At 63.9% G+C, this 13,737-nt stretch carries 14 protein-coding genes; 9 read left to right on the forward strand and 5 right to left on the reverse strand.

The features are described 5' to 3' along the window. The first annotated feature begins 55 nt into the window (after positions 1-55). The 3 genes from PCA31118_RS10150 to PCA31118_RS27535 all read left to right on the forward strand — a co-directional run bounded on the left by PCA31118_RS10150 (position 56) and on the right by PCA31118_RS27535 (position 3,201). Positions 56-823 carry a bestrophin-like domain gene (locus tag PCA31118_RS10150; protein ID WP_150625065.1) on the forward strand — a complete coding sequence of 256 codons (768 nt, stop codon included), beginning with the start codon at positions 56-58 and terminating at the stop codon, positions 821-823. A gap of 148 nt (positions 824-971) precedes the next feature. Next, positions 972-2,567, forward strand: coding sequence for a DHA2 family efflux MFS transporter permease subunit (locus tag PCA31118_RS10155; protein ID WP_150625066.1), 1,596 nt, complete (start codon positions 972-974; stop codon positions 2,565-2,567). Between the two features lie 4 nt (positions 2,568-2,571). Continuing rightward, on the forward strand, positions 2,572-3,201 hold the full coding sequence (locus tag PCA31118_RS27535) for a MarR family winged helix-turn-helix transcriptional regulator (protein WP_150625067.1): 630 nt from the start codon (positions 2,572-2,574) through the stop codon (positions 3,199-3,201). A gap of 7 nt (positions 3,202-3,208) precedes the next feature. On the opposite strand, the gene PCA31118_RS10165 is transcribed toward PCA31118_RS27535, so the two are convergent. Beyond that, a complete protein-coding gene (locus tag PCA31118_RS10165) occupies positions 3,209-4,480 on the reverse strand; it encodes an amino acid deaminase (protein WP_150625068.1) in 1,272 nt (423 codons plus the stop codon). Between the two features lie 163 nt (positions 4,481-4,643). Between PCA31118_RS10165 and PCA31118_RS10170 the strand changes: the two genes are divergently transcribed. From PCA31118_RS10170 to PCA31118_RS10190, 5 genes are all read left to right on the forward strand, one after another. After that, entirely contained in the window at positions 4,644-5,525 is an 882-nt protein-coding gene (locus tag PCA31118_RS10170) for a MurR/RpiR family transcriptional regulator (protein ID WP_150625069.1), read from the forward strand. A 1-nt stretch (position 5,526) separates the two neighbouring features. Continuing rightward, positions 5,527-7,026 (forward strand): N-acyl-D-amino-acid deacylase family protein, encoded by a 1,500-nt coding sequence (locus PCA31118_RS10175; protein WP_150625070.1) that lies wholly within the window; start codon positions 5,527-5,529, stop codon positions 7,024-7,026. A gap of 56 nt (positions 7,027-7,082) precedes the next feature. Then, positions 7,083-7,469: a RidA family protein gene (locus PCA31118_RS10180; protein ID WP_044457733.1), complete on the forward strand. Its 387-nt coding sequence runs from the start codon at positions 7,083-7,085 to the stop codon at positions 7,467-7,469. Between the two features lie 231 nt (positions 7,470-7,700). Continuing rightward, entirely contained in the window at positions 7,701-8,240 is a 540-nt protein-coding gene (locus PCA31118_RS10185) for a hypothetical protein (RefSeq protein ID WP_150625071.1), read from the forward strand. Next, on the forward strand, positions 8,227-8,748 hold the full coding sequence (locus PCA31118_RS10190) for a hypothetical protein (protein WP_150625072.1): 522 nt from the start codon (positions 8,227-8,229) through the stop codon (positions 8,746-8,748). Before PCA31118_RS10185 ends, PCA31118_RS10190 begins: the two co-directional genes overlap by 14 nt. A gap of 121 nt (positions 8,749-8,869) precedes the next feature. Here PCA31118_RS10190 and queF read toward each other — a convergent pair whose 3' ends face one another. The 4 genes from queF to PCA31118_RS10210 all read right to left on the reverse strand — a co-directional run bounded on the left by queF (position 8,870) and on the right by PCA31118_RS10210 (position 12,953). After that, positions 8,870-9,697, reverse strand: coding sequence for an NADPH-dependent 7-cyano-7-deazaguanine reductase QueF (queF, locus tag PCA31118_RS10195; protein WP_150625073.1), 828 nt, complete (start codon positions 9,695-9,697; stop codon positions 8,870-8,872). Beyond that, positions 9,684-10,634, reverse strand: a complete 951-nt coding sequence (locus PCA31118_RS10200) for a 5'-nucleotidase (protein ID WP_150625074.1) — start codon at positions 10,632-10,634, stop codon at positions 9,684-9,686. The genes queF and PCA31118_RS10200 overlap by 14 nt, the downstream gene beginning before the upstream one ends. A 47-nt stretch (positions 10,635-10,681) precedes the next feature. Next, on the reverse strand, positions 10,682-12,211 hold the full coding sequence (ilvA, locus tag PCA31118_RS10205) for a threonine ammonia-lyase, biosynthetic (RefSeq protein ID WP_150625075.1): 1,530 nt from the start codon (positions 12,209-12,211) through the stop codon (positions 10,682-10,684). 121 nt (positions 12,212-12,332) lie between these two features. Further along, positions 12,333-12,953 (reverse strand): nucleotidyltransferase family protein, encoded by a 621-nt coding sequence (locus PCA31118_RS10210; protein ID WP_150625076.1) that lies wholly within the window; start codon positions 12,951-12,953, stop codon positions 12,333-12,335. Positions 12,954-13,107: 154 nt separating this feature from the next. Here PCA31118_RS10210 and PCA31118_RS10215 point away from each other — a divergent pair, with 154 nt between their 5' ends. Further along, entirely contained in the window at positions 13,108-13,716 is a 609-nt protein-coding gene (locus tag PCA31118_RS10215; protein ID WP_150625077.1) for a YqaA family protein, read from the forward strand. Positions 13,717-13,737 lie beyond the last annotated feature (21 nt).

Consider the following 13,737-nt stretch of genomic DNA (forward strand, 5'->3'; position numbering starts at 1 on the left):
GGGCGGTAGTCGGTCGACATGGTGCTGCACCGAACCGAAGCTCTCGGACGTTGACATGACACAACTCGTGCACCACCCCGCATACCTTTTTGTCATTCTGATCGTGCTGCTCTCGTTGGCCGCGACGATGGGCGCCGTGGTCCTGCAGCGCGCCATTCCCATATCGGACGACGCCCGGGAGAACTACACCGTCGTCCAGGGCGCGACGCTCACGTTGCTCGCATTGCTCATTGGTTTCACGCTCTCGATGGCCGTGACCCGATACGACCAGAGAAAGAACTTCGAGGAAGAGGAGGCAAACGCGATCGGCACGCAGTATCTTCGTGCCGACCTCCTTGGCGAGCCAAGGTCCGGTGAGCTGAAACGCTTGCTGCGAGACTATGTGACCCTGCGCATCGAGTTCTACAGGACACGTGATTCGGACCAGCTCGACGTCATAGACGCGAGGACTGCAGACCTCCAGACGCAGTTGTGGAACCAAGTGCGAGCGTCCGCCGCCGCACAGCCCAATCCCATCGTGGCGCTCGCAGTCGTCGGCGTGAACGATGTCATCAACACACAAGGCTACACGCAGGCCGCGTGGCTAAATCGGGTTCCGGTGTCTGCGTGGGGACTCATGATCGCCATTGCCTTCTTCGGCAATCTGATGCAGGGGTATGGTTCGCGCGGCGTCTCCGGTCGTCGCGTTCTCTTGTTCGTGCTACCTGTCACATTGTCGCTTTCCCTTTCCCTCATCGCTGACATCGACAGTCCGCGTGGCGGGCTGATTCGTGTCGTGCCTCAGAACCTGATCAACTTGCAGCAATCGTTACCGTCGAATTAGGTCTCGGCAGGACGGTTCTCGCCACGGGCGTCTCGCGCAGCGACCGCCTTCACACGATTTGGCATGCGCCGTCCTCAATGACTACTCAATGACTACGCAGCTAACGTGCTAAAATCGTTGACTGATCAAACATTGATCCGTCCAAAAAATGGCTCCTAGTCCCAGTACCCCCCATTCGGCGGGGCAGGTGTTGCCGTTCCGGCAGTCGCTCGTGGCGATGCTCGGCCTTTGTTTCTGCACGATGCTCGTGGCCCTCGATCAGACGGTCGTCGGCACGGCGCTGCCGACGATCGTCGCGGAGTTGAAAGGCTTCGAGTATTACGCCTGGGTCGCGACGTCGTATCTCCTCACCTCGGTCATTACCGTCCCCATCTTCGGGCGACTCGGTGATTTCTACGGCCGCAAACGCTTCGTCCTGGCGGCGATCATCGTCTTCACTGCGGCGTCCGTGCTTTGCGGCGCGGCGAACAGCATGCCGTTCCTCGTGGTCGCCCGCGCATTACAAGGCATCGGCGGTGGCATGCTGGTCGGCACCGCGTTCGCGTGCGTGCCCGAACTGTTCCCCGACCCGCACGTGCGCTTGCGCTGGCAAGTGCTGCTGAGTTCCGCGTTCGGGATCGCAAACGCCATCGGCCCCTCGCTCGGCGGTTTCCTTACCGAAGCCTACGGTTGGCGCTCGGTGTTTTACGTCAACCTTCCCGTCGGCCTGCTCGGTCTCTGGTTCGTGGCACGCCACTTGCCGCACATGCGCGCCGAGGAGCACAGCAAGGCCAGTATCGACTGGCTCGGGGCCTTGCTCATTACGGCCGCACTGGGCAGCTTGCAGATGCTCGTCGAATGGCTGCCGGCGGACGGTCTCTCGCGCGGTGTCGCTACGCTCGGCGTATTGCTCGTCGTCTCGTCGCTCGCCCTTTACTGGTGGGAGAAGCGCACGTCGCATCCGATCCTGCCCTTCGAGATGTTTCGCGACAAATCGCTCGCGCCGCTGTTCGTACTTTCGGTATTCGCCGGGTTTTCGATGTTTGGATTGCTTTTCTACGCCCCGCTTTTGTTGCAGGGCGGCTTCGGGCTTTCACCGCGCGAGACCGGGCTGCTGATTACGCCGCTGGTGGTATGTATCACCGTGGGCAGTATCTTGAACGGCCGTCTGATCACGCGATTGCGCAAGCCTAACGTGATGCTCTATCTGGGCTTCCTGCTGCTCGCGCTGGCCTGCGCGGGCGTGATTACCACGCATCGCGGCACGCCGCACTGGCTGATTGCGTCGTATATGTTCGTTGCCGGTCTCGGCCTGGGCTTCGTCATGCCGAATCTCACCGTCTTTGCGCAGGAAGTGGCCGGACGCGCGCATCTGGGCATTGCCACCGCGCTCATGCAATCGCTGCGCATGATCGGCGGCATGCTCGGCACCGCCATCGTCGGCACGCTCGTGAATCACAGCTACACGGGGCGTGTCACCGATGCCCTCGCGGCGAATGAAGGCGCGCGCTGGACGTCGCAACTCTCCGATCCTCAGATGCTCGTCAATGTTCAGGCCCAGAACGATTTCCTGATGACGCTCGCGCATATGGGACAGAACGGCGCGCTCTTCATCGAGGCGGCGCGCTCGTCGCTGGTCGCCGCGATTCACAATGGGCAGATGGTGTCGCTCGCGGCGGCGCTCGCCGGCTTGTGGTTCGTCAGACGCGTACCGCTCATTCGGCTCACGCGCGGCGTGAAGCCGCAACCGCCGGCAGGGGAGTGAGACGATGTCCACACCGCTCAAACGTAACGTCATCCAGCAACTCAGCCTGACGTATCGCGCGATGATGCTCGCATTCGATGCGCAGGTCGGACACCCGCTGCCACGCTGGCGGATCATTCTCGCGCTCGCCGAGCGCGGCACGTGTTCGCAGAAGTTTCTCGCCGAACATTGCCGACTCGATCCGGCCTCGCTCACGCGTCAGTTGCAATCGATGGAAGCCCTCGGATGGCTCACGCGCGCGACCGACCCCAACGATAACCGTCTGACGAACGTCACATTGACCGAGGCTGGCATGGCCGTGCACGACGAAGCGACGCCGCGCCGTCAGGCGTTTTTCGACGAGACGCTCGAAGGCATGACGCCGGACGAAATCGCCACGCTGGAGAGCGCGCTGACGCATCTGGAGGCGCAATTCAAGTCGGTGGCCTCCAGGGCGAAGGCCGGGGCGTCTCAGGCGGCCGACGGGAAGACCGTCGGCGGTGATGGTGCCCATGGCGCCGAGGGCGTCGATGGCGTCGATCGCGAGCGCAGAGAGGCAAAGAAGCGCGCGCGGGGTGAGGTCGGCGGCACTGCCGCTGAACTCACTCCCGCTCCTGCGCCTACGCGCAAACGGACACCGCGAAATCCGGCGTAGTCGCTCGTCAGAAGAACGTCTGCACGATCTCGACGACGTTGTAATCACCATCGACGACCGGCAAATGACGCCACTTGTCGAACGTGAGGCACGGATGCGAAATGTCGAACGCGATCATGTCGCCCACGCGAATGTCGTCGCCCGGCGCGATGCGCAGGTACGCATGCTGATCCATCATGCCGGTGACTTCCCAGTGCTCGGGGGTTGGCGTCGGGTGCTGGCTCTGGCCGGGACGAAACTGCTGCGCCGGCGCCGGCATGCCCGCATCGAACGCCGCATCGCGCTTGCCAAGCGCAATGATCGCGCGCTCCGGTTCCGGAATCGATTGCACGTACGCCCACAGTTGCAGCGCCGGTTGAAGTTGCGAGCGCATCTGCTTCGCGATCGGATTGCGCGTGGCGATCTGCGCCTGCGCGGCCTTGTAGATGCCCACGTCGTGCGTCAGATAGCAGCCCGGACGTAACACGACGTCGAGCGGCGCCCCCGCATCCTTGTGCGCGAATTCGTCGGCGACGACGTCGTACCACGCCGATCCCGCCCCCGAGAGCACGGCCGGGGAGCGCTCGATGCGCCCCGCAGCGACCAACTCACGTGTCACGCTCACCGCGCGTTGCAGGAATGCACGAATGTCGGCTTCGGTGCTGAGCACGCCCTCATAGACTTCCACGCCGGCCAGCTTGACCGCATCGCGGTATTGCGAAAGTGCGTCGAGCACCGCCTGCTGTTGCGCCGCGTCGCGCACACCGGTGCGCCCGCCCGTTACGCCCAGCTCGATGAGCACCTGTATCGTCTGGCCGCGCGCGCGGAAGAACTCACCCAGGTGCGCCACGGCATCGGCGGAGTCCACCAGACAAAAGAATTCGAAACCGGGGTCCTTCAGCAAGTCGGCGATCATCGCCATGTTGCGCTTGCCGACGAGTTGGTTCGCCATGAGCACGCGTCGTACGCCATGGTGATACGCGGCGAAGGTCTGCTGCGCCGTGGCGAGCGTAATGCCCCACGCGCCGCCGTCGAGCTGACGGCGGAACAGCTTCGGGGCCATCGTCGTCTTGCCGTGCGGGGCGAGTTTCACGCCGTACTCGTGCACGAAGCGCTGCATCCACGCCAGGTTGTGACGGATCTTGTCCTCATACAGCACCGCCGTGGGCAAGCTCAGGTCTTCGTTGAGCAGATTCCAGCCCAGACCGGTTGTCGCCGACGGCGCAAGCGGGGCCTCCAGCGCACCCAGACCCTTGTTGAGGGTATCGATCATGCCGTGCTGATAGTTTGTATCACTCATTGGGAATCCTCCAAGGTTCAGTGCGCCGACGACGGCCGGATGACGCCTATAATAGCGTTTAATTACCAGCGTTTGACAGATTTGTTATAAAGTAACAAAAATCGTCGAACGACTTTCAGAAATCGCTTAATCGGCGCATCGTGACGCCGTACAGACCGGAGATATGGCCGAGACCTTCGATATCGTGACGCGCGTTGCCGAACGCAGCGACGTCCTCAGTCAGGCAGAACGCAAAGTCGCTCAGGTGGTGCTGGAGGACGTTGCGGGGGCGGCGGCGGCGTCGATCAACGTGCTTGCCGAGCGTGCCGGTGTGAGCGAAGCCAGCGTAACGCGCTTTGCCAAGGCGATGGGCTGCCGCGACGTGCGCGATCTCAAACTGCGACTGGCGCAGGCAGCCGTCGTGGGGCAGCGGTTTCTCGGCGCGAGTGCCGCCAACGCCCAGGACGGCGCGGTCGAATCCATCGACCGGATCGCCGACGATATCCAGACGACGCTGCAAGTGCATCGCGGTCTCATCAAGCCGGAGACGGTGCGACGCGCGGCCACGCGCCTGCTCTCGGCGCGCATGATCTACGCGTTCGGTATGGGCGGCGGCTCGTCGCTCATGGCAGACGAAGCGCGTTACCGGCTCGTGCGTCTGGGGCGACCCGTGGCGAGCTATCAGGACGCCGTGCTCGCCCGCATGGTGGCCGGGACCCTGGGGCGCGACGATGTCGTGCTCGCCTTCTCGGTGAGCGGTAACACCCCGGAGCTGGTGTCCGCGTGCGAAATCGCGCGGGAATATGGCGCACAGGTGGTGGCCGTTACGGCCACGGGCTCGCCGCTCGCGGCGCTGGCGGACGACGTGTTGCCGATCCGCGCGCTGGAAACGGATTTCATTTTCAAACCGTCGTCGTCGCGCTACGCGATGCTGCTTGCAATGGATGTGCTGGCCACCGAGCTGGCGCTCCTCGCCAAGCCGCAGAGTCAGGCGCTATTGCGACGCATCAAGTACGTGCTCGACACGCATCGGGGCGGCGGCGATCGTCAGCCTCTGGGAGACTGACATGACTGACCGCCTCGAAAATCGCCCGGTCGCTACACTGGATACCCTGATTACCAACGTTCGTGTGGCGGACGGCTCCGGCGCGCCCATGACGGACGAGCGTTTCGACGTCGCCTTGCTCGACGGCCGGATCCACACGGTGGCGCCAGCGGGCGCACTGTCCGCCTGGCACGCGGCGCAACGCTTCGATGGTGACGGCCATGTGCTGAGCCCCGGTTTCATCGACGTGCATACGCATGACGACACCAACGTCGTTCGCGCGCCCGAGATGACGCCGAAACTCTCGCAGGGGGTGACGACGGTCGTTGTCGGTAACTGCGGCATCAGCGCGTCGCCGGTCACCCTCCAAGGCGATCCGCCCGATCCGATGAACCTGCTGGGCGAGGCCGGCGCGTTTCAGTATCCGACGTTCAAGGCTTATGTCGACGCGCTCGAAAAGGCGCAGCCTGCCATCAACGTCGCGGCGCTCATTGGCCACACGGCGCTGCGCAACAACCATATGGACCGCCTCGACCGTGCCGCGACCGACGCGGAAATCGAAGGCATGCGTGCGCAGTTGCGCGAGGCGCTGTCACACGGTGCGCTGGGGTTGTCGACGGGGCTCGCCTACGCCAATGCGAATGCCGCGCCGACCGAGGAGGTGCTGGCGCTGGCCGAACCGCTCGCCGAGGCCGGCGGTTTGTACGCGACCCACCTGCGAACCGAGTTTGCCGAGATTCTCGAAGCGCTCGACGAAGCCTTCCGTATCGGTCGTCATGCCCGTGTGCCGGTGGTCGTCTCGCATCTGAAATGCGCGGGCGTCGACAACTGGGGGCGCAGCACCGAAATTCTGGCGGCGCTCGACAAGGCGCAGCGATTCCAGCCGGTTGGCTGCGACTGCTATCCGTACACGGCGAGTTCGTCGACGCTCGACCTCAAGCAGGTCACCGACGACTTCGACATTCTCGTGACGTGGTCGCAGCCGCACCCCGACCAGGGCGGCAAGCTGCTCGCGACCATCGCGGCCGACTGGGGCGTCGATCTGATGGAAGCGGCGAAGCGCCTGCAACCGGCGGGGGCTGTGTATCACTGCATGGAAGAAGACGACGTGCGACGCATCTTGCGTCATCCGGCAACGGTCGTCGGCTCTGACGGCCTGCCCAACGACCCGCTGCCGCATCCGCGCTTGTGGGGCGCTTTCCCGCGCGTGCTGGGCCGCTATAGCCGCGAGCAGGGACTCTTCCCGCTTGCGCAGGCCGTCCACAAGATGACGGGGCTGTCGGCGGAGCGCTTCGGTCTGAGCGAGCGGGGCTTCGTTCGGGAGGGTTACTGGGCCGATCTGGTGCTGTTCGATCCTGCGACCGTGGCCGACGCCGCGACCTTTACCGATCCTATGCAGCCTGCGTACGGTATTGCGGCGGTGTGGGTCAACGGCGTGCTGTCGTGGCAGAACCGCGCGCCAACGCAGAATGCGCGCGCCGGACGCTTCGTGCGTCGCGGCACGCCTCAGCCGGCGCTCTGAGCGATGCTCCGGGCCGGTGTGTTGAAATCGATTCGTTCAAAGGAGTGATGATGAGCATCAAACGATATGGCGTGGAAGGCGGGCAAGGCACGGGTGGCCAGCGCATGCCCTTCGCACGCGCAACCGAAGCGGACGGCTTCCTGTTCGTGTCGGGCCAGACCCCCATGAAGGACGGCGAAGTGATCGACGGCGGCATTGTCGCCCAGTCGCATCAGGCCATTCAGAACATGATCGCGATCCTGACGGAAGCCGGTTACGGCACCGAGCACGTCATGCGTATCGGTGTGTGGCTCGACGACCCGCGCGACTTCGCGTCGTTCAACAAGGTGTTCAAGGAGTACTTCGGCGATCATCCGCCGGCACGCGCCTGCGTCGTGTCGAGCATGGTCATCGACTGCAAGGTCGAAGTCGATTGCGTGGCCTACAAGAAGCCTGCGGCATAAGTCGCGAGCCGGAAGGCATAGGGCGCCTGAAGAAGCCGACGGTCACCGTCGGCTTTTTCGTTTTCGCGGTGCGCTCTCGTGATCCCCGTCTTCTCGTGTTCTCGTGTTGACCGATACGTACGTCACCGTTTCACAAAGTTCGCGGTTTACCTTCGATGGCGCGACCGTTCGGCCTCGCGCAATCTTCAGTTTCCCAATGTGACGATGTAAATGGCTGAACGGAGGCAGAGGATGACGCAACGACCTATCGACAGCGCGGGACCGAGTGCGCCGGTGTACCGGGCCGCAGTCGAGTCTGCGGAAGATGCGCGGATCACGATTGATTTTCCCGGGACGCCGGACGACGTTCGTCTGCGCTCGCAGACCATGAGCCGCTTGTCTCAGGCGGGTTGCGTGACGGGCCTCTCGGGCCTGGCCGTCACGATCCTCGGCATGGTGGGGCTGGCCGGTAGCGCGTATCTCTGTCTGGACGCCGCCGCCGAAGTCGACGACACCGAAGCTGCCGAACACAACCGCTGGATCGGCTTCGGTCTGGGCGGTGGCATGGGGACGTTGTCGGCGCTCGCGGTGACGTTCGGTCTCAGTCAGGTGTGCCTTTGCCTGAGGGCACGGCGGGAGGCGGAGCAGGAAATGGGGGCGATGAGGGGGGCGATGGTGGGGGCGATGGGGGGCGCGATGAGCACACGGGTGCACTTCACTGCGCCGGGCGAAGGTGCGCTTCACGAACGCCGTCACGAGAGAAGCCATGAGACCCGTTATGAGCGTCGTTGAAATGATGCCGGGGCCTGTGCCGTCGTCCGCGTTCGTCGCCGGGGAGATCAAAGCGGCCCTCAAGTTGCTCGACGATGCCGGGAAGCAGCGCGAGGCGCTGGGGATGCCGCTGCCGGGCGCGTGGGACGCGAGCCAGTGCGACGCTGTCTATCGCTGCGGCTACGGCGCGTTCGAGCGGGGCGACTTCGCACAGGCCATCGAGTGTTTTGCGCCGTTGCTCTCGGCGTGTCCGCTGGTTGCCGACTATGCCGTGGCGCTGGCGTTGTCGATGCAGCGTCATGGCGCGCCGAAGGCGGCGCTGCCGCTGTTCATGGCGGCGGCGCTCATGGATGAGCAGGCGCCGGGGCCGATGTACCGTGTTGGCGAATGTCTCGTCGAACTGCGTCAATTCGATGCGGCAGGTCGCGCGATGAAAGAAACGCTGCACCGTTGCGCCGCCCAGCCGAAGTACGCGATCGTTCGGAACGCCGCACTGCGCATGATGGCGCGCGTAGGCTACCTCGGCTGACGGTGCCGACGGGGCGGGGCGCCCCGTCGTCTTCTCTTTACTGGCGCTCTTACTGACGCTCTTACTGACGCTTTTACTGACGCTCTTACTGACGCTTTTACTGACGCTCTTACTGACGCTTTTACTGACGCGCGGTCCGCGCGTTATCCGGCATCGGCAACGTGAAGTTGGTGCGAAACGGATTGATGTCGAGACCGCCGCGTCGCGTGTAGCGCGCATACACGGCCAGTTGGCTCGGTTTGCACTGACGCAGAATGTCCATGAAGATGCCCTCTACGCATTGCTCGTGAAAGCCGGTGTGACGGCGGTACGAGATCACGTACTTGAGCAGGCCTTCCTGGTTGATCGGCGGGCCGACGTAGCGAATCTGCAAGCTGCCCCAGTCGGGCTGGCCGGTGACCGGGCAATTCGACTTCAGCAGATTGGACACGAGCGTCTCCTCCACGTGGGACTCGTCGAACGCGGCGGTGAGCAGTGAAGCGTCGGGCACGTAAATGTCGGTATCCACGTCCAGACGGTCGACGAGCAGGCCGTCGAGTTCGTCGAGCTCAAGCTTGCCGAAGCCGCTCGGATCGGTGAGCCGAACCTGTACGGGCGCGCCGGCGGCTTCCGACAGGTCCTGCTGAATCAGCGCGCGCGCGGCGTCCAGATTGGCGAGCTTCGTTTGCGCGAACGAGCCGAGGTACAGCTTGAACGACTTGGACTCGATGATGAACGGCGAGTCCGCCGGCACGATGGCCGTGAGCAGCGCGATCTGCGGTTTGCCCTTTTCATTGAGCCACGAGAGTTCGTAGCCGTTCCAGATGTCGGCGCCGAAGAACGGCAGCGTGTCCGGTACGCCGATTTCCGCGCGCGCGGGCGCGCGGGCAATCGGGAAGAGTTGCGAGGGGTCGTAGTGCTCGGTGTAGGCAACTTCCTTGCCGAGCGTGGATTGTTCAGGCGTGGTCATGATTGGCAATGCCACTGATGACGTGGCCGGTCGGGCTGACCCGGGCGGCCGATTCGCAGTGGCGTGTCTGATCGTCGAAGAAGAAATCGGGCTCGAACTCGCGCAGAAATGCGCCCTTGTCCAGCCCGCCCAGGAACATCGCCTCGTCGATGTCGATTTTCCAGTCCATCAACGTGCGGATCGCGCGTTCGTGCGCAGGGGCCGAGCGCGCCGTCACGAGTGCGGTACGAATCCTCACCGGGACTTCGTGCCCGGCGAGCGTTTGCAAACGATGCAACGCGAGCAGCAACGGTTTGAACGGCCCCGGCGGCAGCGGCGTTGCGGCGCGTTCGCTCTCGTGTTGCTGGAAGGCGTCGAGTCCGTTGCGCTGGAAGACTTGCTCGGCCTCGTCGGAGAAGAGCACCGCGTCGCCGTCGAAGGCAATGCGAATTTCGTCGGGATGCAATTCGGCCTTTTTCGCAGAGTCCGGATAGACGCGTGCGGCCGGGAAACCGGCGGCAAGCGCGCTGCGCACGTCGCGTTCGTTCGCCGAGAGAAACAGGTGCGCACCCAGCGCGTTGAGGTAGCCGAACGGATCGCGCCCGCGCGTGAATACGCCACGCTCGATCTTGAGGTCGACCTGCCGCGCCGACCGGAACACACGCATGCCGCTGACGGGATCGTTGCGCGAGAGGACGACGACTTCCACACGATGCCGGTCGTTCGCCCCGCCCGTATGGCCGTCGCTGCCCCCATTGAACGCGAGCAATTTCTGCACGAGGGGGAAGGCGACGCCCGCCGGCGCGGGTTTGTCGAGCCGGTCGAGCTGGTACTGCATGTACGACTGATCGTCGCCACTCGCCACACCGGCCTCGTACACGCGGTTCTCTTCTTCGAAGTCGAACAGCGCGCGCGAGGAGATCGCGACAACGAGTTTGTTCTCGAGCGTGATGGGCATGGCGGTGGGGATTTCCTTGGATGATGTCGTAAGCCGGGCGCAGCGCTTTACCCGAGAAACAGCTTGTACACGGGGTTGTCGCTTTCGTCCCAGTAAGGATAGCCGAGCGTGGCGAGGAAGTCGCGGAACGCGGCCTTCTCGTTGTCCGGCACCTGAATGCCCACGAGGATGTTGCTGTAGTCCGCGCCTTGATTGCGGTAGTGGAAGAGGCTGATGTTCCAGTTCGGGCTCATCGCCGAGAGGAACTTCATCAGCGCTCCCGGGCGCTCCGGAAACTCGAAGCGATACAGCACTTCGTGGCTGGCGAGCGCTGAGCGTCCGCCCACCATGTAGCGGATGTGCTGCTTGGACAGTTCGTCGTTGGACAGATCGAGCGTGGGGAAGCCATGACGCTCGAAGCCCGAGCGGATGCGCTCGCCCTCGTCGCGGTTGTGCATCTGGATGCCCACGAAGATATGGGCGCTGGACGCCTCGCTAATTCGGTAGTTGAACTCGGTCACATTGCGGCTGCCCACCACTTCGGTAAAGCGCTTGAAGCTGCCTCGCGCTTCCGGAATGGTGACGGCGAACACCGCTTCGCGCGCTTCACCGACTTCGGCGCGTTCGGCCACGAACCGCAGACGATCGAAGTTCATGTTCGCGCCGGATGTGATCGCCACGAGCGTTTCGCCCTTGAGCTTTTCGCGCTCGGCATAAAGCTTGGCGCCGGCGACGGACAATGCCCCCGACGGTTCGAGCACGCTGCGCGTATCCTGGAACACATCCTTGATGGCCGCGCAAAGCTGGTCGGTATCGACACGCACGACTTCGTCGAGATACTGGCTGCACAGGCGGAAGGTCTCTTCGCCGACGTATTTGACGGCGGTGCCGTCCGCAAACAGGCCGACGTCGTTGAGCAGAATGCGCTCGCCGGCGTGGATCGACTGCGCCATGGCGTCCGAGTCGACCGATTGCACGCCGATGATCTTGATCTCGGGGCGTACCGACTTGACGTAAGCGGCGACGCCGGCCGCCAGTCCACCGCCGCCGATCGGCACGAAGATGGCGTGCAGCGGACCCTGATGCTGACGCAGAATTTCCATGCCGATCGTGCCCTGACCCGCGATGACGTCCGGGTCGTCGAACGGCGGCACGAAGGTCAGGCCGCGCTCGGCCTGCAACGTCATGGCGTGGGCGAAAGCGTCGCTGTACGAATCGCCTGCCAGCACGACTTCGACGGCGCGACCGCCGTGCGTTTTGACGGCGTCGATTTTCACCTGCGGCGTGGTCACCGGCATGACGATGACGGCCTTGCAGCCCAGACGCGCGGCGGAATAGGCAACGCCCTGTGCATGGTTGCCCGCAGACGCCGTGAGCACGCCGCGCTCGCGTTCGGCCTCGCTGAGGTTCGCCATCTTGTTGTACGCGCCCCGAATCTTGAAGGAGAACACCGTCTGATTGTCTTCGCGCTTGAGATAAATTCGATTGTGCAGCCGCATCGAGAGCGTGCGGGCCTGCTCGAGTTCGCTCTCGTGGGCGACGTCGTAGACTTTGGCGGTCAGGATCTTCTTCAGGTAATCGGGAGCTGCGTCGGACATGATTTAAGGCTTCTTCAGGTTAGGCACATCAAGGAACAAAAGGACAATGATAGACCAGCACCTCCGCCGGGGCGGTCGCGCTTGGTCTTTCGGGGAGAAACGGGAAAGGGGAGTGCGCGCCCTAGCGTAGGTCGTCTGGGGTGTCGATGTCGCGCACGATTCCGGCGTCGTCGACATCGACGATCGTAATGTGCTCGCTAATCAACAGGTCGCGCGCGCCAATGTCGCCATCGAGGGCGGCCAGGCGCGAGGTGTAGGCGGCGCCGAACGCGACCGGATGGCCGCGTTGTCCCTGATAACTCGGTGCGACGATGGATTCGGGCGACGTGAGACCGTTCGCGACCGCGCGCAGGGTGTTCGGGTGGATGTACGGCATGTCGGCCAGCGCCACGAGCCAGCCGTCGAGATGTTCGAGCCCTGGGGGCGGATCTTCGTCCACGGCGGCGTTGATGCCGGCCGAGAGCGTGGCGCCCATGCCTCGCTTGGTGGCATGGCTCATCACGACTTCGCAACCCGCTTGGAGCAGCACGTTTTCCAACTCGGCCGAATCCGGACGCACGACCGCGATCACGCGCGGCAATGCCGCCAGCAGCGCGTGGGCGCTGGCGAGGGCAACGGGTCGGTTCAGGGGATCTCCGGGCAGCGGCGCGAGCAGCTTGTTCCGGCGCCCCGCCGCGTCGAAGCGGGTACCGAGTCCGCCTGCCAGTAGAATGGCCACGGGCGGCGTCGAGGGTCGGGTCATGGTCACGCATTATGCGCCAGACTTTTCGTTTCTGCCAAACGAGTGTGGGCGGGGGGGCCGGTTGCAGTGACCGACCGGCTGGTCGGTTTGGGATGGCGCACTTGCTGCGCTTTTTTTGCGTTCTTGGATCGCTTTTCGTTTTTTTCGGAGTGGCATGGAGTCGTTCATCACCTGGCTGCTGGGCGTGTTGGCGCTGCCCGGCGTTGGCTTGCCTGCGATTTTTCTCGTCTCGTTTCTCTCCGCCACGTTGCTGCCGATGGGCTCCGAGCCGGCGCTCTTCGGCTACGTCGCGCTCAATCCGCATATGTTCTGGCCCGCCATTGTGGTCGCGAGCGTGGGCAATACGCTGGGCGGCATGCTGGACTGGTGGATGGGATTTGCCGCGCGTCGCGCGTATGTGCGGCTCAAGGCGCGTCGTCGGGCGCATGCGCGGGCAGCGGTCGCGAACGGTGACGTCGCAGTGACGGTGGATCTGTCGGGTGGGAAGGGCGATGCCGAGGGCAGAGCGCCGATGAGCGAGCGCTACCGTCGGTGGATGAAGCGCTTCGGCCCGCCGCTGTTGCTGCTCTCGTGGCTGCCGGTGGTCGGCGATCCGCTTTGCACGCTTGCCGGGTGGCTGCGGCTGTCATGGCGCACCTGCCTCGTCTACATCGCAATCGGCAAGACGCTGCGCTACATCGCCATCACCTACCTCATGCTTCGTGTGCCCGAGTCGTTCTGGCAAGGCATTTTCGCGCCGTTCAAACACTTGCTCGTCGGATGACGCCCCCTCGCGTTCACGCGA

It is taken from the genome of Pandoraea captiosa, assembly GCF_902459775.1.
Lineage (GTDB): Bacteria > Pseudomonadota > Gammaproteobacteria > Burkholderiales > Burkholderiaceae > Pandoraea > Pandoraea captiosa.